Annotated in this window: 14 protein-coding genes; 6 read left to right on the forward strand and 8 right to left on the reverse strand. The window is 60.2% G+C overall.

Annotation, left to right across the window (positions count from 1 at the left end):
* Nucleotides 1-10: 10 nt before the first annotated feature.
* Entirely contained in the window at nt 11-1,339 is a 1,329-nt protein-coding gene (locus QD356_RS04335; RefSeq protein WP_225996407.1) for a Na+/H+ antiporter NhaC family protein, read from the reverse strand.
* Between the two features lie 162 nt (nt 1,340-1,501).
* The gene (locus QD356_RS04340; protein WP_192838107.1) at nt 1,502-2,950 is read right to left on the reverse strand and encodes an aminotransferase; all 1,449 of its coding nucleotides are present in this window, start codon (nt 2,948-2,950) and stop codon (nt 1,502-1,504) included.
* 284 nt (nt 2,951-3,234) lie between these two features.
* On the opposite strand from QD356_RS04340, the gene QD356_RS04345 reads away from it, so the two are divergent.
* The 3 genes from QD356_RS04345 to QD356_RS04355 all read left to right on the forward strand — a co-directional run bounded on the left by QD356_RS04345 (nt 3,235) and on the right by QD356_RS04355 (nt 7,072).
* Nucleotides 3,235-4,491, forward strand: coding sequence for a Zn-dependent hydrolase (locus QD356_RS04345; RefSeq protein ID WP_192838108.1), 1,257 nt, complete (start codon nt 3,235-3,237; stop codon nt 4,489-4,491).
* A gap of 65 nt (nt 4,492-4,556) precedes the next feature.
* Complete coding sequence (locus tag QD356_RS04350; protein ID WP_192838109.1) at nt 4,557-6,047, forward strand: aldehyde dehydrogenase; 1,491 nt, start codon at nt 4,557-4,559, stop codon at nt 6,045-6,047.
* Between the two features lie 248 nt (nt 6,048-6,295).
* Nucleotides 6,296-7,072, forward strand: coding sequence for a helix-turn-helix transcriptional regulator (locus QD356_RS04355; protein WP_225996408.1), 777 nt, complete (start codon nt 6,296-6,298; stop codon nt 7,070-7,072).
* A 146-nt stretch (nt 7,073-7,218) separates the two neighbouring features.
* Here QD356_RS04355 and QD356_RS04360 read toward each other — a convergent pair whose 3' ends face one another.
* The 3 genes from QD356_RS04360 to umuD all read right to left on the reverse strand — a co-directional run bounded on the left by QD356_RS04360 (nt 7,219) and on the right by umuD (nt 9,793).
* Nucleotides 7,219-7,803 (reverse strand): NAD(P)H-dependent oxidoreductase, encoded by a 585-nt coding sequence (locus tag QD356_RS04360; protein WP_192838111.1) that lies wholly within the window; start codon nt 7,801-7,803, stop codon nt 7,219-7,221.
* Nucleotides 7,804-8,048: 245 nt separating this feature from the next.
* Nucleotides 8,049-9,323, reverse strand: a complete 1,275-nt coding sequence (locus QD356_RS04365) for a Y-family DNA polymerase (protein WP_192838274.1) — start codon at nt 9,321-9,323, stop codon at nt 8,049-8,051.
* A gap of 8 nt (nt 9,324-9,331) precedes the next feature.
* Nucleotides 9,332-9,793, reverse strand: coding sequence for a translesion error-prone DNA polymerase V autoproteolytic subunit (gene umuD / locus QD356_RS04370; RefSeq protein WP_043332158.1), 462 nt, complete (start codon nt 9,791-9,793; stop codon nt 9,332-9,334).
* Between the two features lie 261 nt (nt 9,794-10,054).
* Here umuD and QD356_RS04375 point away from each other — a divergent pair, with 261 nt between their 5' ends.
* Nucleotides 10,055-11,290 (forward strand): glutamate carboxypeptidase, encoded by a 1,236-nt coding sequence (locus QD356_RS04375; protein ID WP_225996409.1) that lies wholly within the window; start codon nt 10,055-10,057, stop codon nt 11,288-11,290.
* Between the two features lie 111 nt (nt 11,291-11,401).
* On the opposite strand, the gene QD356_RS04380 is transcribed toward QD356_RS04375, so the two are convergent.
* From QD356_RS04380 to QD356_RS04390, 3 genes are all read right to left on the reverse strand, one after another.
* Nucleotides 11,402-11,713, reverse strand: a complete 312-nt coding sequence (locus QD356_RS04380) for a putative quinol monooxygenase (RefSeq protein WP_043332154.1) — start codon at nt 11,711-11,713, stop codon at nt 11,402-11,404.
* Nucleotides 11,714-11,939: 226 nt separating this feature from the next.
* On the reverse strand, nt 11,940-13,430 hold the full coding sequence (locus QD356_RS04385) for a CoA-acylating methylmalonate-semialdehyde dehydrogenase (RefSeq protein ID WP_043332153.1): 1,491 nt from the start codon (nt 13,428-13,430) through the stop codon (nt 11,940-11,942).
* Nucleotides 13,431-13,551: 121 nt separating this feature from the next.
* Nucleotides 13,552-14,901, reverse strand: a complete 1,350-nt coding sequence (locus tag QD356_RS04390) for an aspartate aminotransferase family protein (protein ID WP_192838113.1) — start codon at nt 14,899-14,901, stop codon at nt 13,552-13,554.
* A 201-nt stretch (nt 14,902-15,102) separates the two neighbouring features.
* Here QD356_RS04390 and QD356_RS04395 point away from each other — a divergent pair, with 201 nt between their 5' ends.
* On the forward strand, nt 15,103-16,089 hold the full coding sequence (locus QD356_RS04395; protein ID WP_225996410.1) for a LysR family transcriptional regulator: 987 nt from the start codon (nt 15,103-15,105) through the stop codon (nt 16,087-16,089).
* Complete coding sequence (locus QD356_RS04400) at nt 16,086-17,153, forward strand: LacI family DNA-binding transcriptional regulator (RefSeq protein WP_192838114.1); 1,068 nt, start codon at nt 16,086-16,088, stop codon at nt 17,151-17,153. Before QD356_RS04395 ends, QD356_RS04400 begins: the two co-directional genes overlap by 4 nt.
* Nucleotides 17,154-17,197 lie beyond the last annotated feature (44 nt).

A 17,197-nucleotide genomic window follows, 5' to 3' on the forward strand; every position in this document is an offset into this window, starting at 1 on the left:
GATGTTCGTCTCACAGGTAGCCGGCGGCAAGGAAGATAAGCGCGGATATCGATGCCGCGATCAAGACGTAAGGCAGTTGGGTCAAGGCATGCGACATGGGAGAGCAGCCACTGCCCTGTGCCGAGAGCACTGTGGAGTCACCATAGAAGCAGGCGTGACTGCCGAAGGCGCTGGCCGAGATCAGTGCGCCCACGACCAGTGGCATGTTGGCATCCATGCTCATGGCGAGCGGCAAGACGATCGGCATTGCCACCGCAAAGAGGCCCCAGAAAGAGGCGGTTGCAAAGGCCAGCAAGGCCATGGTCAGGAAGATGACCATCGGCAGCAGCCCCGGCGTCATGATGGGTTGCACATGGGTGATGACGAATGTGGTCAGCCCCAGGGTGTCATTGACCTCTTTCAGGAAGAAGCCGGCAACCAGTGTTCCCAGAGGCAGCAGCATCGATTTGAAGCCTTCCAATGCCGTGTCGAAGGTGTCATTGAAGCTGAGCAGACGCTGCGCAAAGATCATCACGAACAGTACCAGCAGTGCCACTATCACGCCGCGTAGAATGTCAGTGTCGAAATACCAGGTGAAGAAGACCAGCGCGAACATCGGCACCAGGAAGTTGAGCAGATGTGGCGGTGTCTTGCCGGTATCTTCGACTTCCAGTGTCGTGTCAGTGCTGTCATCGGGGATGGTCTGTCCAGAGGCGGCACGCAGTTCGGCGGCTTTCATCGGGCCGATATTGGGAATCCAGCCCATGGCGACCATCGGTACGATAGCTGCCGCTACCCAGGCGTAGAACATGTAAGGAATGGCTTCGATATACATGGATATGCCATTTCCCGGGATGCCATTTTCTTCCAGCAGGCCCGAAAAGAAGACTGCCCAGGTTGAGAAGGGTACCAATACACAGACTGGTGCAGCGGTGGAGTCGACGATGTAGGCGAGTTTTTCGCGTGAGATGTTGAATCTATCGGTAATCTTCTTCATCGAGGCGCTGATGGTCAGCGCATTCAGATAGTCATCGACGAAGATCACCAGGCCCAGCACCCAGGTTGCCAGCAAGCTTTGATTCCTGGTCCGGATTCGGCTGCCAAGCGCTGCCCCGAAGCTGAGTACACCGCCTGTCTTTACCAACAAGGCGATAAAGCTGCCAAATAGACCACATACGAGAATGATCCAGGTGACGGTATCATTGGCCAGTACCGTCAGCATGGTATCTGCGCCATCTGAAATGGCATTGTAAGGGTCAATCATCAACAAGCCGACGATTGCCCCTGTCATGAGTGATTCGATTGTCCTGCGTGTAATGAGCGCCATGATGAGCACGATGCCTGTGGGGATCAGGCTCATGTATCCAAAATTGTCCATAACATACCTTTTGTCATTATAATTTTTTATACATATGTGACGGCCGATGCCGCTGGCGCAGCGAAGTTCAAGGGCCAGCGGCAATGTTGGCAACACGCGATAACCTGGGCGAGGCCGCGTCACATCAATCCATTTTCTGGACTGTTACAGATAACCGTCTTGCGTGAGTGATTCGGTGACTGCCGAGAATGAGGCATCGAGGATGGCCACGACCTGATCGATCACGGCTTCATCCCAGATCAACGGCGGAGAGATGATGTTGAGGTGACCGACAGGGCGAATGATCAAGCCTCGCTTCTGAGCTTCTGCAGCGACCCTATCCCCGACACGTGCTTCCAGTGGCAAGAGCTCACCGGTTGTCTTGTCTGCCACATTTTCCAAGCACATCATGAAGTTACTGCCGCGAACGTCGCCAACGGTAGCGTGATGCTTCAGGGTTTTCAACTGCGCCTCAAGATAGGGGCCGACTCGCTGGATGTTTTCGCACAGCGCTTCTCTTTCCATGATCTCGATGTTCTTGAGCGCGGCGGCACAGCTGACCGGATGGCCTGAATAGGTAAACCCTGTGCTCAATACACCACCTTTACCCTGGGGGGTACCCAGCACCTCATAAAGGGAGTCTGAAATCAGCGTTGCGCCAAGCGGCACATAGCCAGAGGAAAGTCCCTTGGCGCAGGTAATGATGTCCGGGCTGAGACCGAAGACCTTTTCGCTGCTGAAGAAGTGGCCGAGACGTCCGAAGGCTGTCACGACTTCATCGACGATCAACAGGATGTCGTGCTGGCGGCAGAGGGCCTGCATGCGAGTGTGGTAACCCTCGGGAGCGACGAGAACACCGCCTGCGCCCATGATGGGCTCCATGATGAAAGCGGCGATATTGTCAGCGCCCAGTGTTTCGATTCTGTTCTCGAATTCATTCACCAGTTGGTCGCAATAGTCAGCTTCACTCATGCCCTTCGGACGACGATAACAGTTGGCTTCGCTGAGATAGCTGACATGGGAGTCCAGGGTATCGAACATCCAGTTGTTGCTTTCGATGCCTGTCAGGGTAGCCGCCATGTAGGTGGTACCGTGATAGGCATTCTTGCGGGAGATGATCTTCTTCTTCTGCGGCTTTCCGATACGGTTGTAGTAGTAATGCACCAGACGAATGGCGACATCATTCGCGGTGGAGCCTCCACAGGTATAGAAGACGTGGTTGAGGTGTGCCGGTGCCAGACTGGCAAGCTTGGCCGATAATTCCGCTGCCGGGATATTGGTCAGATTGTTGAAGGTAGAGAAGTAGGCCATGCGTGTGGCCTGTTCCGCCATCGCGTCACCGATTTCCTTGCGACCATGCCCCACGTTCACGCACCACAGCCCCGCAATACCATCGATGAAACGGTTGCCTTCGATATCTGACACGTAGATACCGTCGCTATCACTGATGATGTCGCAACCCTGCTCGTGGAAGGTCGAGAAGTCAGTGAAGGGGTGGATGAAGTGATCTCTGTCCTTCTCCCAGACAACCTGAGCATCGCCGTTCAGGCCATGGGCAGAATGTTCGGATGGTGCATCGATAGATGAGGTGTGATCCAGAGTGTTGGTGGTCATCAGTGTTGTCTCTTGTTGTTGGTGATGGCGGAGAGCCAGCGATTGTCTGGGGTCTGGTGTCATGCAGCGTGCCAAGCGCTCTTCACTGTCGCTCTCGCTGCAATCGTTCACTGGAACCAGCGTATCCAGATCGGATAGCCGCCCGGTATATCCCAATGGGGGTATTCCGCTCCGGGGGCGTGAGTTTCTAAGGTGACGGTCTACTCGATGTGACGGCGGGGTGCTGAGTGACAGGTCGGTACACGCCCATCGACATACGGACACAAGAACAAGAGGACGCAAGCATGCAGGCAGTTGCACAAGAGGTTCAGCCGCTCAGGATCGACCAGCAACGTCTCTGGGATAGCCTGATGGATATGGCGAAGGTCGGGGCCACGGCCAAGGGCGGCTCCTGTCGTCTTGCGTTCAGCGAGGAGGATACCCAGGGGCGCCGCCTGCTGATGCAGTGGTGCGAGGCACTTGGTTGCGAGATGCGTGTCGATGAGGTCGGAAACCTGTTCATTCGTCGTGAGGGCAGCGAGCCGTCGCTGGCCCCGGTCTCGACCGGCAGCCACCTGGACACTCAGCCCAAGGGCGGACGTTTTGATGGCATTCTCGGTGTGCTGGCAGGACTTGAGGTCTTTCGAGTGCTGGATGCGCAGGGCATTGTCACGCGCCGGCCGCTGGAATTGATCGTATGGGGCAATGAAGAAGGCAGTCGCTTCTCCCCGGCGATGGTGGCGTCCGGCACCTATGCAGGCGTCTTTGAGCCAACTTATACCCTGGCGCGTGAAGACAGCGAAGGCATTACCTATGGCGAAGCGCTGGCGAGCACCGGACTGCGCACGCCAGGTTTCAAGGCGGGCCCCAGGTTGGACAGTTATTTTGAGCTTCACATTGAACAGGGGCCGGTGCTGGAACAGGAAGGCAAGTCACTGGGGGTTGTCACCGGCGTTCAGGGAATTCGCTGGTTTGATGTCACGATTTCTGGTGTCGCGGCGCATGCAGGGCCGACGCCGATGCGTTATCGCCGTGATGCGATGATGGCGGCTGCGCGCTTGATGGATCAGATCCACCAGCATGTGCAATCAGACCCGACGGGGAGTGCACGTGTCACGGTGGGCACCCTGAATATTCCCTCCGCCTCGCGCAACGTCATTCCGGGTGAGGTCAGCATGACGGTGGACCTGCGCCATGTGAAAGAAGCCGAGCTTGAGACACTGGAAGCCACGTTCATGGCGATGCTTGAGAAGGTGTCAGAGGAATATGGTGTCAGTGTGACGCAGGAGCGCATCTGGAAGTCAGAAGTCGTCGACTTCGATGAGGCATGCATCGAGGTCGTCAGGCAGGCCGTCGCCAAGCAGGATGCGCCCTCACGAGAGATGATGAGCGGTGCTGGCCATGACGCCGTCTATGTTTCGCGCGTGGCGCCGACGGCAATGATCTTCGTGCCGTGTCTCGATGGCATCAGCCACAACGAGGCGGAATATGCTTCACCTGAAGACTGTGCCCTCGGCTGCCAGGTGCTGCTGGAATCCGTGCTGGCGCGTGCGGGTCGCTGATTTCTCCACCGTTGCCATCTCGTTCTCACGTCTTTTCCGCCGCAGTCCTCCCTCGGAGCCATACCATGCCACTCACTCATGCCCAATGGCAGCAACGTGCCAGCCAGCTGTCCTTTGAAACTCGCGCCTATCTCGATGGCGAGTTCACCCACGCCGCCAGTGGCAAGACCTTTCCCTCTATCAATCCTGCGACGGGCGACACTCTGGCACAGGTGGCCTGCTGCGAGGCGCCCGAGGTAGAACGCGCCGTGGCGTGTGCCAGAGCTGTCTTCGACAAGGGCGATTGGTCGCGGCTGGCACCGGCAGCCCGCAAGCGCACCTTGCTGCATCTGGCAGAACTCATCGCCGAGCATCAGCAGGAGCTCGCACTGCTCGATACACTCGACATGGGCAAGCCGATCACCAGTGCGCTGGGCGATGTGGCCTCTGCCATTGAATGTCTACGCTATACCGCTGAGTCCCTGGACAAGCTCTATGGTCAGGTCGCGCCGACCGGCGAAGAGGCGTTGGGACTGATCGTGCGTGAACCCCTGGGCGTGGTCGTCTCCATCGTGCCCTGGAACTTCCCGCTGATGATGACGATCTGGAAGATTGCTCCAGCCCTCGCGACTGGCAACAGTGTCATTCTCAAACCCTCCGAGAAGTCATCGCTCTCGGCGCTGCGCCTGGCGCAACTGATCGCGCTGACGGAGATACCCAAGGGAGTCTTTCAGGTATTGCCAGGCTTCGGGGCAGATGTCGGTAGGGCCCTGGCGCTTTCGATGCAGGTCGATGCCATTGCCTTTACTGGCTCGACTCAGGTGGGCAAGCTTCTGACGCAATATGCGGGTCAGTCGAACCTGAAGCGGACTTTCCTCGAGTGTGGTGGCAAGAGCCCGAATATCGTGTTCGAAGACTGTGCTGATATCCCGGGCGTCGCACGTCAGGCCGCTGCCGCCATCTTCCATAATCAGGGAGAGGTTTGCATCGCAGGTTCCCGCCTGTTGGTGCACAACCGTATTCGCGAGCCATTCGTTCGTGCGCTGTGTGAAGCTGCCAGGAGCATGCAGCCGGGGGACCCGCTGGACCCGCAAAGCTTCATGGGCGCCATCGTCGATCAGGAACAGTACGACAAGATTGCCAGCTACATCGCGCTCGGTGAGCAGCAAGGGGCAAGACGTGAGGCGATCATCACGGACGACAATCGCCAGGTTGAGGGCTGTTTCATAGCGCCGACCATCTTCACTGGCGTGACGGCAGACATGGCCATTGCCAACGAGGAGATCTTTGGCCCGGTTCTCTCCGTCATGGGGTTTGATGATGAGGAAGACGCGATTGCGATCGCCAATGACTCTGACTATGGGCTGGCAGCAGGGCTCTGGAGTCAGGACGTCAACCGGGTGATTCGTGTCGCGCGCCGATTGCAGTCTGGACAGGTCTATATCAACAACTGGGCAGGGCCGGACATGACGATGCCCTTTGGTGGTGTGAAGCAGTCCGGCAATGGCCGCGACAAGTCACTGCAGACACTCGGTGAATATACCGAGACGAAGTCCATCTGGTTGGCCATTACCTGAATGGTGGTGGCGGGAATGAACCGTGCTGGACGTTCTGACACGAACAAGCGTCTTGCAATGAAAGCGCCAGGCTCATGCCTGGCGCTTTCATTGGCGTTCGGGGCGTGATGGCTCCGGATGCGCCAGCGTTATACCTTCGTTGGCTATGCTAGGATGTCTCGATACGTCACCAGGGTCGGCTCATGATTCACAAAGAGTTGTTGTGCGCTCCAGAAATATCGAGCTGGCATTGCGTGCTGGCGAAGCTGATGACATCGGCATCTTCGGCGGAATTCCCTCGCTTGCTGCAGGACGTCTTCCACGACATTCTGCCTTTTGACACGATACTGGTCAGCACCTACAAGCAAGGGTGCGCACCCATCCTGATCTACGACAATTATCCTCCTGAGCGTCGGCAGCAGGGGGTAGAGCGTTATATTGGCGATGCCTATATATTGGATCCCTTCTATACCTCGACCCAGCAAAGCTGTCGTCCCGGCGTCTACCGCCTGAGTGAGCTGGCGCCTGATTGCTTCGAAGACAGTGAGTACTACAAGCATTATTACGGCGCGTTGGGGCTCAAGGATGAAATTGGCATCTTCATACAACTGCCCGGCGACATCGTGATGGTATTTTCGCTGGGATTGCATGAGACCTCTCTGCCGCTGACTCGAAAATCACTGCTGGCGCTCAAGAACCTGCAACCGATCATCGAGCCCCTCGCGCGCGAGTATTGGAAGTGGCAGGGCGTCAGTTTCGTGGATTGCCTGGAGCATCATGAGCCGGTAGAGGCCGCCTTCGATAGCTTTGGTGATGGTCTTCTGACGCAGCGTGAGCAGGACATCGTCAAGTTGTTGCTGGCCGGACACTCCACCAAATCTGCCGCGCGTGAACTCGCTATCAGCGATGGCACCGTCAAGGTACATCGCAAGCATATCTATCAGCGTCTGGCCGTTTCGAGCCAGGCCCAGATGTTCCGCCTGTTTCTGGATCACGTCTCGCTCGTCTCACGCCAGAGCGGGGCACTGACCCAGGTCGGGCCTTGATAGGTGTTCTCGAGCGCCGGATTATCGCTACTTGATGGCTAAATGACGGCTACTCAACGACGAAAGGCTGCCCATGGGCAGCCTTTCGTGTATTCGAGAGCTTGAGAGAGGCGTCATCAGCTCAGACTGTATGACGCCCCGAGCCTTCAGGCGTGGCCGACGTGCTCACGAAGGTGCGTGCGATAGGCCTGGGTGTAGGCTGCCAGGTCAGGGTTCTTGATCACATCAGTGGCCAGGTAGGTCGGCAGGGCCGTCATGCCGAGGAATTCCATCGCCTTGTGCACCGGGAAGTAGACGCCATCGATGCCCTTGCCCTCGAAGAAGTTGCCTTCTTCATCAAAGGCTTCAAGTGGTGCATTCCAGGTCAGTGACAGCATGTACTGGCGGCCCTGCATCAAGCCGCCAGTGCCGTAGCCCTGGGTCGGGCTGGTGCGATGACGACCATCGCTGGCATACAGCGAGCCGTGGCCCTCAGTCAGGATGTCATCGAGATACTTCTTCACGGTCCACGGCAGACCCATCCACCAACCTGGGGTCTGATAGATGATCAGGTCCGCCCACAGCTGCTTCTCGATTTCCACCTTGGTCTCGAAGCCTTCCTCGATGACGGTTTCACGCACTTCATGGCCCAGCTCGGCCAGCTCACCGCGCGCCAGTTGATGCAGCGTCGCGTTCAGCTCGCCATTGGAATGGGCAAAGGCCTTGCCGCCGTTGATCAGTAGAATCTTCATGCCGGGTACTCCACAACTGTTGGCTTTTCAGCAATGGCGCACAGCATGAGCGTTCGCAAGTCATTGATAAAGCGGCGCTGGCGTAAAACACCTTTGCTGTGGGTGCAACAATCCGATCAGATTACGCGCGATATCTACGCATTCACTCCCTTCATGCCTTCTGCGGTATGAGCGCCGAGGAAAGGGATTGTATTGCTGATGGTTGTGGCGGTCGAAATTGCGCTCAGAGCTTTCGGCCAAGCCCACTAACGCAACCGCTTCAATTCCTGCCAGTTGGTGGTGTAGCGGGCGCTGCGGTGGGCGCAGCGCAGTTGCCAGGCGGCGTCGGGGCGTGCGACGCCGAGGCGCACGGTGCCGCGGCCCATCTTCTGATTCATGGCGTCCAGTGTCGCCATCAGCTGCTGACTGCGTTCACGCCTGGCGATATCCGTTTCGTCGTCGAGCAGCGAGAGTTGCTCGCGTGGCTGATCGATGAGATCGAGCAGCATCACGCCAGCCTTCATGAAGCGATAGCCGCGCAGGTAGATACGCTCCAGCGCCTGTTGCGCGGCGGCGAGTATCTCGCGGCTGTCATTGGTGGGGGCGGGCAGCTCGATAATGGTGCTGGGTGAGTATTGCGGCAGGTCGGGCCGGTGGCGATTGCTCTTGAGGAAGACCAGCACGGCGCGTGTCAGGCTGCCTTGATGGCGCAGTTTCTCTGCGCCGCGCTGGGCATGTTGGCGGATGGCGTCCCTGAGTTCATTCAAGTCACCGGTCATGCGCCCGAAGGAGCGCGAGGTCATGATGCGCTGGCGGGCGTCATCGGCATCATTCATCTCGAAGCAGGGCGTGCCTTGCAGTTCGCGCGCGGTGCGTTCCAGTACCACGGAATACCGCTGGCCGATGGCGCGCGGGTCGGCGCAGCGCAGGTCCCAGGCAGTGTGCAGGCCTTGCAGTGCCAGGCGTTCGACCAATCGTCGGCCCACGCCCCAGACATCGCCCAGTGGCGTATCGGCCAGCAGGCGCTGGGTGCCGACTTCATTGGGCTCCAGCACGCAGACACCGCCGAATTCCGGACGCTTCTTGGCAGCGCGATTGGCCAACTTGGCCAGCGTTCGAGTTGGTGCGACCCCGACACACACGGGAATGCCGGTGAACTTGCGGACATTGCGGTGCAGGGTGCGGCTCAATGTCAGCATCGAGTTGCGATCAAAACCATCGAAACGCACGAACATCTCATCGATGGAGTAGGGCTCGACCCCGGCGGAATATTCCTCCAGCACCTCACGCACGCGCGCCGACATGTCACCATACAACTCATAGTTGGAGGAGAGCAGGTGGATGCGCCCCTCACGGACGAGTGGCTGTAGCTGGAAGGCGGGGGTGCCCATCTCCACGCCCAGCGCCTTGAGCTCGTTGGAGCGCGCGATCACGCAGCCGTCATTGTTGGACATCACGCCGACAGGGCGGCCCTCCAGGCGCGGGTCGAACACCCGCTCGCAGCTGGCGTAGAAGTTGTTGCAGTCGACCAGTCCGATCATCGGCGTCTTCATACCGCGTATTCGTGGATGACGGAACGCACCACCCCCCAGACCTGGCATTCGAGGTCGAAGATCGCGACCGGCGGATACAGGGCATTGCCGGAGCTCAGATAGGGGCGCTGACCGATCAGCTCATAACGCTTGACCACCACCTCACCCTCGACCAGTGCCACCACGATATGCCCGGGACGGGCATCGATGGAGCGGTCTACCACCAGGGTGTCGCCCTCATAGATGCCGAAGCCTTCCATGCTGTCACCCGCCACCGTCATGAAGAAGGTCGCTGCCGGGCGCTTGATCAGCCGCTCGTTGAGGTCCAGCGTGCGCCCCGCGTAATCCTCGGCCGGCGAGGGGAAGCCGGAAATGCCAGCGCGCCCCGTGATGTGGGGGTGTGGCAGTGCACAGGGCTCCGGCGCTGGATGAGGGCGAGCCAGCGAGGCGTGGGACGGCTGAGCGGCAGATACGGTCATGGGTGGGGTCTCCTTTCGATACTGTATTCATATACAGTATCGGCGCTGAGAAGCCCTCAGGCAACCGATAATCCCTGCGAGTGCTGCACATTCACGAGACGCAGATCAGATGAGGTGCACCTGTGTTCAATGGTGGGCGGCAGGTAAAGCTGCTAGCGGAAAAAATTTCCCGGTAGGCCTCGCGTTTGCGTTTGCCTGATATCCGCCTTACCTTCGTTATTTCTTATATAACAATATTAGAGGTGGAAAATGCGGCTTCCGATGTTGGCGGTGGGTTTGGCATGCGGTATGTGCAGTGCCGGTGCGCAAGCGGCGGACTATCAGGATGTGCAGGATGCCGTCGAGCAACAGCGAGCGCCTCTGCTGGAGACGCTGGAAACACTGGTCAACGTGGATTCGGGAACGGGCTACCGTGAAGGCTTGAATGACGTTGAGGCAATGCTGACCCAGCATCTCGAAGCGCTTGGCGCACAGGTGGAAACGCACCCTGCCAAGACCTATGGCGGCAATACGATTGTCGGTCGCCTGCAGGGAGATGGCAGTCGCAAGATCATGTTGATGATTCACTACGACACCGTCTTCGATGAAGGCGCCGCCACGGAGCGTGCCTTCCGTATCGAGGATGGGCGTGCCTATGGCCCGGGCGTGGGCGATGCCAAGGGTGGCGCAGCCGTTATTCTGCACAGTCTCGAGGCGCTGAAGTCGCTCGGGTTTGATGACTATGGCCAGGTGACGGTTGTCTTCAATCCTGATGAGGAGAAGGGCTCGCCGGGCTCGCATGACCTGATTCATGAGCTATCGGCAGATCAGGATGCCGTGCTGGTATTCGAGCCTACCTTCGCTGACCCGGGAGTCGATGCCGTCACCGTCGTCACCAAGGGCATCAACTATGCGTTTCTCGAGGTGAAGGGCCGTGCCTCCCATGCCGGTGGCGCACCAGAGGAAGGGCGCAACGCCATCATGGAGTTGTCTCATCAGCTGCTGCAGTTGAATGAGCTTGATGATGCGGACAAGGAGACGACGCTCAACTGGACGATCGTCGAGGGCGGCGTCAAGCGTAACGTGATTCCGGAGCATGCCAGGGCGGAAGGTGATATGCGCTACTTCGATAGCAGCGAGTATCAGCGTGTCCTGGAAGAAGCGCAGGCTATCACGAAGAACCAGTTGATCGATGATACCGAAGTGGAGTTCCATCTCGAGAAGGGGCGTCCGCCGCTGCCTGACAATCCGCAGAGTCAGCAGCTGGCCGAGCAGGCCCAGAAGATCTATCAAGAGTTGGGGCAGACACTGCAAGCGGTCGAGATCGGTGGCGGCACCGATGCAGCCTACGCCTATCATGCAGATTCCGATAAACCGGCAGTGCTCGAATCCCTGGGTCTCGTCGGCGGCGGCTATCACAGCGATCAGGAGTTCGTGCTGGTCGATAGCGTCGTGCCACGCCTTTACCTGACGACACGAATGATCATGCAGTTGTCCGAGGATCAGCCGCAGGAGTGAAACCGGGGCTGTAGCGGTAAATGATATGCCGTCATGGCAGCAAACCCGATAAAAAAGCCCGGCCTCCTGGAGGCCGGGCTTTTTGGGGCTTTCCCAATGCTGTTCTGTCTATCAGCCCGCCGGGCTCAGAATGCGGATATCGCCATCGGCGATCCAGTCACCGGCGTTGTCGCGGAAGCGCTGCATGTGTTCGGTCTCACGGTGGGCCTGCAGCGCATCGTGGGATTCCCAGGCTTCCACCACGGTGATGGTGTCGGGGCGTGGGTCGTTGTCCTTGTCGGCGGCGCGTTCGGAGTCCAGACACGGGTGGTAGGCGTGGCAGCCATCTTCCTCGCGCACGGTGGGCGCGACGGCGCAGAGTTCATTGAAGACATCTTGGACGTGGCCTTCCTTGGCGGTAACGGTGGCGATTACCCAGATCATCTTGGCTCCTTGTGACGGTGCTGACCGCCGGTGTTGTCGGGATTCTCGTGATGAGATGTCCTGACTATGTGGAGCCGTTTCTGGCCACTGCAAGGGGCAGGGGCTGACTGCCGGCATGACCCTGCATGATGAGCACATGAAAGCGCCGGACAGCAGGGCTGTCCGGCGCAGTTGTCATCAGGCGATGATCCGCGTTCGTGATGGGTCAGAAAGCGAAGGCGATGGATCAGGACGGGAAGGCGAACTGGGCGCCTTCACGCAGACCGGCGGAAGGCCAGCGCTGGGTGATGGTCTTGCGGCGAGTGTAGAAGCGCACCGCATCCGGGCCGTAGGCGGACAGATCGCCGAACAGCGAGCGCTTCCAGCCGCCGAAGCTGTGATAGGCGACCGGTACCGGCAGCGGCACGTTGATGCCGACCATGCCGACCTGGATGTGATCACTGAAGTAGCGGGCGGCTTCGCCATCACGGGTGTAGATGCAGGTGCCGTTGCCGTATTCGTGATCATTGATCAGCTGCATGGCGGCTTCCATCGAATCGGCGCGCACGACCAGCAGCACCGGGCCGAAGATCTCTTCCTGGTAGCAGGTCATCTCCGGGGTGACGCCATCGATCAGGGTGCCGCCGACGAAGAAGCCGTTCTCGCCGCCTTCGACCTGCGGATTGCGGCCATCGACCACCACCGTCGCGCCTTGCTGCTCGGCGCTGTCGATGTAGCCAACCACCTTGTCACGATGGGCCGCGGTGATCAGCGGGCCGAAATCATTGCCCTTGTCGCTGTAGATGCCGACCTTGAGGCCTTCCATCTGCTGCTTCATCTGCGCGATCAGCTTGTCGGCGGCGTCATCGCCCACGGCCACCGCGACGGACAGTGCCATGCAACGCTCACCGGAGGAGCCGAAGGCGGCGCCATTCAGTGAGTTGGCCACGTATTCCATGTCGGCGTCCGGCATCACGATGGCGTGGTTCTTGGCGCCACCGAGGGCCTGACAGCGCTTGCCGTTGGCCGCGGCGCGGCTGTAGATGTATTCAGCGATCGGGGTGGAGCCGACGAAGCTGACCGCCTGGATGCGCGGGTCGTCCAGCAGCGTATCGACGGCTTCCTTGTCGCCATTGACGACATTCATGACGCCGGCCGGCAGACCGGCCTCCATCAGCAGCTCAGCGATGAACAGCGTGGACGTCGGGTCGCGCTCGGAGGGCTTGAGGACGAAGGTATTGCCGCAGGCGATCGCCATCGGGTACATCCACAGCGGTACCATGGCCGGGAAGTTGAACGGCGTGATGCCGGCAACCACGCCCAGCGGCTGGAATTCGCTCCAGGAATCGATGCCCGGGCCGGTATTGCGGCTGTGCTCGCCCTTGAGCAGTTCCGGGGCGCTGCAGGCATATTCGACATTCTCGATGCCGCGCTGCAATTCGCCCAGCGCATCGTGACAGATCTTGCCGTGCTCCTGACCGATCAGGCGGGCGATCTCGTCGGCGTGTTCTTCCAGCAGCTGCTTGAAGCGGAACATCACTCGGGCGCGCTTGATCGGCGGCGTGTTGCGCCATTCCGGGAAGGCGGCCTCGGCGGCCGCGATGGCTTCCTCGACCGTCGCCTTGCTGGCCAGGCGCACCTGACCGCCGACTTCGCCGGTGGAGGGATTGAAGATGTCCTGGGTACGGCCTTCGCTGTGATCGATGTTGCCGTTGATGAGGTGTCCGAGCGTCTTCATTGGGTGGGCTCCCTGAGATGGCTTGTGAAATGAATGGCGATGAATGAAGTAGTGTTGATCGTCAGTTCTGAATGTTGATGGTCAGTCTTGAACGTCGATCGTCAGCCTTGAGCGTCGAGCGTCAGTCCTGGGCGGCGAAGGCATCGCCGAGGGCATTGATCAGACGGTCCAGCTCGTCGTGTTCGGTGATGAACGGCAGGCCCAGCTGGATGGTGTCGCCGCCGTAACGGACATAGAAACCGGCCTTCCAGCAGTGCATGGCAATCTCATACGGGCGCCGCGCCGGCTCGCCGGGATAGGCCTCGACCTGCAGCGCACCGGCCAGACCGTAGTTGCGGATGTCGCTGATGTAGCGCGTGCCCTTGAGCTCGTGCAGCTTCTTCTCGAATACCGGACTCAGCTCGCGGACGCGGGAGATGAGCTGGTCGTTCTCGAGCACGTCGAGGGCTGCCAGCGCCGCGGCACACGCCACCGGGTGACCGGAGTAGGTGTAGCCGTGGGGAATCTCCATCATGTAGTCGGGGCCGCCGTTGTCCATGAAGGTCTGGTAGATGTCGCCCTTGACGACCACGGCGCCCATCGGCACCGCGCCATTGGTGATCTGTTTGGCGACGTTGAGGATGTCCGGCGTGACCCCGAATTCCTCGGCGCCGCTCATGGCGCCCATGCGTCCGAAGCCGGTGATGACCTCATCGAAGATCAACAGGATGTCGTGCTGGTCGCATATCTCGCGCAGGCGCTTGAGATAGCCTACTGGCGGCGGCAGCACGCCGGCGGAGCCTGCCATCGGCTCGACGATGACAGCGGCGATGTTGGAGGCATCATGCAGCGCGATCAGCTCCAGCAGCTCATCGGCGCGCTCGGCACCGGTTCTGGGCATGCCGGGCGTGAAGACATTTTCCTTGAGCAGGGTATGCGGCAGGTGATCGGCATCGACCCCCTGACCGTAGAGCGAGCGGTTGGCCCCGATGCCGCCGACGCTGAAGCCCCCGAAGTTGACGCCGTGGTAGCCCTTGCTGCGTCCGATCAGCTTGGTCTTGGTCGGCTTGCCTTTCTTGCGCCAGTAGGCACGCGCGATCTTCAGTGAGGTGTCGGCACTCTCGGAGCCGGAGCCGGTGAAGAAGACGTGATCCAGCCCCTCGGGCATCAGCGTCTTGATGCGGTGCGCCAGCTCGAAGGCCTTGGGATGGCCGTACTGGAAGGCGGGCGCGTAATCCAGCTCGCGCAGCTGTGCGCTGACCGCCTCGGCGATTTCCGGGCGGCAATGGCCGGCACCGCAGGTCCAGAGACCCGACAGGCCATCGAAGATCTGACGGCCCCGGGAGTCCGTGAAGTAGGCTCCCTGCGCCTTGGTGATGATGCGCGGGTCCTGCTTGAACTGGCGGTTGGCCGTGTAGGGCATCCAGTAGGCATCGAGCTGCTCCTGGCTCAAGCCTGCCTGGGCGGAAGGGGATGTATCGAAGGCGGTCATGATGTCTCCCACAGAGTGTGTTGTTGTTGGTTCTCGGCTCCTGTCCAACGAGATTAGGAAGTCCTTTTGGTAAGATAAATGCCATTGTCTTTATCTTCAGGAAAGCATTTACTTAACTTTCCGCTGGCGTTCGCTACGCCATCTCGGCGCAGTCAGGCGCCGTGTGGCGCGGAACCGTTCAACAACAGGAGGCGCGGGCCTATGCGAGGCGAGGTCATGCGGGGGCAGCTCGGCGATACCGACCTGCGTCTGCTGCGTATCTTTCGCAAGGTGGTGGAGTGCGGTGGCTTCTCGGCGGCCGAGATCGAGCTCAACATCAGTCGCTCCGCCATCAGCATGGCGATGAGTGACCTGGAGACGCGGCTGGGCCTCAAGCTCTGTCAGCGCGGGCGCAGCGGGTTTGCTCTCACCAATGAGGGGCGGGAAGTCCACGAGGCCGCGATGCAGATGCTGGCCGCGGCAGAGGGCTTTCGCACACGCATCAATGGTCTGCATGCCTGGCTCAAGGGCGAGCTGAACATCGGCATCACCGACAATCTGGTCACCATGCCCGAGATGCACATCACGGATGCGCTGAGTGCGCTGAAAGGGCACGGCCCGGAGGTGATGATCAACATCCGCATGATTCCCCCCAACGAGATTGAGCGCGCCGTGCTGGATGGCCGCCTGCATACCGGGGTGATCCCGACGCTCAAGACGCTGCCGGGGCTCGAGTATCGCTCGCTCTACGAGGAAACCTCCTGCCTTTACTGCGCGCGGGGCCATGTGCTGTTCCGTGAACCTCGGGCGGGCGATACCCTCGCGCGGGGGCGTCCGGTGGGCGAGGAAGAGATTCGCCAGCATGATGCGGTGCTGCCGGCCTACGCGCAGACGCCTGCGATCAAGGCGCTGCATGAACCGCTCAAAGCCGCTGCTTCCGCGACTGACCGCGAGGGCATCGCTTTCCTGGTGCTTTCCGGGCGCTATCTCGGCTATCTGCCCACCCACTATGCCGAGCGCTGGGTGCGCGATGGCCAGATGCAGGCGCTCAGCCCGGTGGCCAACTCCTATGTCACCTATTACAGCGCCATCACGCGCAAGAGCCGCCCACCCAATCTGGTACTGGAGCGTTATCTGACGGAGCTGGATGCCCTGCGCCAGGCGAAACCGGCCCGAAGAGCGCAGGCGGCGAGGGAGAGCAAGCCATGAACAAGCCCAGGCGTGCCGGGGTCAGGGAAGTCGCCCAGCTGGCGGGGGTGTCGGTCGCGACGGTCTCGCGGGTGCTCAACAATCCCGAAAAGGTGGTGAAGAAGACGGCCGACAAGGTGCTGGCGGCAGCCGACGCGCTCGATTTTCTGCCCAACAATGCCGCGCGTGTGCTGTCTCAGCATCAGTCGCGCACCCTGGGAATCGTGATCCCGACCTTCGAGAACCCGATCTACGCCAAGTTCATCGATGCATTGGAAGGCGCGCTGGCGCGGGCGCACTACAGCCTGCTGGTGACGACCACCCAGAAGGGGCGGGTGACGGAATTCGACAAGGTACGTGAGCTGGTCAACATGGGGGTGGACGCCGTGATTCTGCCCGGAGGCAGTCATGCCGCCGAGACACTGGACTACCTGTCACGCTTCTCGGTGCCGGTGGTCTTCAACAGCATCTACCTGCCGGATTCGCCGTTGATCACGGTGGGCTATGACAACTACGGCCTGGCCAAGGCACTGGCGGAGTATCTGATGTCCTTGGGCCATCAGCGTATCGTCATCCTCTCCGAGCCGCTGGCGCACAACGACCGTGCGCGCCTGCGCTACGACGGCGCCGTTGCCGCGCTGCAGGCGCTGGAGAGTGCCAGCGCCGATCGCGAGCATGATCAGTTCGTCGATGTCACCACCGCCGGGGCGAGCGCCGCGATAGGCGAGCTGTCTTGTGAGCCTGGGGGGGCGCTCGATGGCGAAGGGCAAGGCGGCCTGCGGGATGGCATCACCGCCGTGATGTGCCTCAATGACGTGCTGGCCAGTGGTGCCATGCTGGCGCTGCAGCGGCGGGGAATCCGTGTGCCGCAACAGGTCTCGGTGGTGGGATTCGATGACCTGGAAATGGCGGAGTTCCTCAATCCACCGCTGACGACGGTAGACCTGCCGGTGGAAGAGATGGGCGAAGTGATCGCCCAGGCGTTGATCCGCCATCTCGAGGACGACGCGCCCTTGACGTCACGCCTGCTGGACGCGTCGCTGGCGATTCGCGGTAGTGCAGGCCCGGCGCCCAGTCAGGGCTGAGCACCTGTTCGCGGGGTCTGATTCACACGGCCTGACTGATAGCG

The organism is Cobetia sp. 2AS, assembly GCF_029846355.1.
GTDB classification, from domain to species: Bacteria; Pseudomonadota; Gammaproteobacteria; order Pseudomonadales; family Halomonadaceae; genus Cobetia; species Cobetia amphilecti.

Bases quoted from the DNA above. Each gene is read 5' to 3' on its own strand.
- QD356_RS04335 (WP_225996407.1), bottom strand. From the start codon at position 1,339: ATGAGCCTGATCCCCACAGGCATCGTGCTCATCATGGCGCTCATTACA.
- QD356_RS04340 (WP_192838107.1), bottom strand. From the start codon at position 2,950: ATGACCACCAACACTCTGGATCACACCTCATCTATCGATGCACCATCC.
- QD356_RS04345 (WP_192838108.1), top strand. From the start codon at position 3,235: ATGCAGGCAGTTGCACAAGAGGTTCAGCCGCTCAGGATCGACCAGCAA.
- QD356_RS04350 (WP_192838109.1), top strand. From the start codon at position 4,557: ATGCCACTCACTCATGCCCAATGGCAGCAACGTGCCAGCCAGCTGTCC.
- QD356_RS04355 (WP_225996408.1), top strand. From the start codon at position 6,296: ATGACATCGGCATCTTCGGCGGAATTCCCTCGCTTGCTGCAGGACGTC.
- QD356_RS04360 (WP_192838111.1), bottom strand. From the start codon at position 7,803: ATGAAGATTCTACTGATCAACGGCGGCAAGGCCTTTGCCCATTCCAAT.
- QD356_RS04365 (WP_192838274.1), bottom strand. From the start codon at position 9,323: ATGATCGGACTGGTCGACTGCAACAACTTCTACGCCAGCTGCGAGCGG.
- umuD (WP_043332158.1), bottom strand. From the start codon at position 9,793: ATGACCGTATCTGCCGCTCAGCCGTCCCACGCCTCGCTGGCTCGCCCT.
- QD356_RS04375 (WP_225996409.1), top strand. From the start codon at position 10,055: ATGTTGGCGGTGGGTTTGGCATGCGGTATGTGCAGTGCCGGTGCGCAA.
- QD356_RS04380 (WP_043332154.1), bottom strand. From the start codon at position 11,713: ATGATCTGGGTAATCGCCACCGTTACCGCCAAGGAAGGCCACGTCCAA.
- QD356_RS04385 (WP_043332153.1), bottom strand. From the start codon at position 13,430: ATGAAGACGCTCGGACACCTCATCAACGGCAACATCGATCACAGCGAA.
- QD356_RS04390 (WP_192838113.1), bottom strand. From the start codon at position 14,901: ATGACCGCCTTCGATACATCCCCTTCCGCCCAGGCAGGCTTGAGCCAG.
- QD356_RS04395 (WP_225996410.1), top strand. From the start codon at position 15,103: ATGCGAGGCGAGGTCATGCGGGGGCAGCTCGGCGATACCGACCTGCGT.
- QD356_RS04400 (WP_192838114.1), top strand. From the start codon at position 16,086: ATGAACAAGCCCAGGCGTGCCGGGGTCAGGGAAGTCGCCCAGCTGGCG.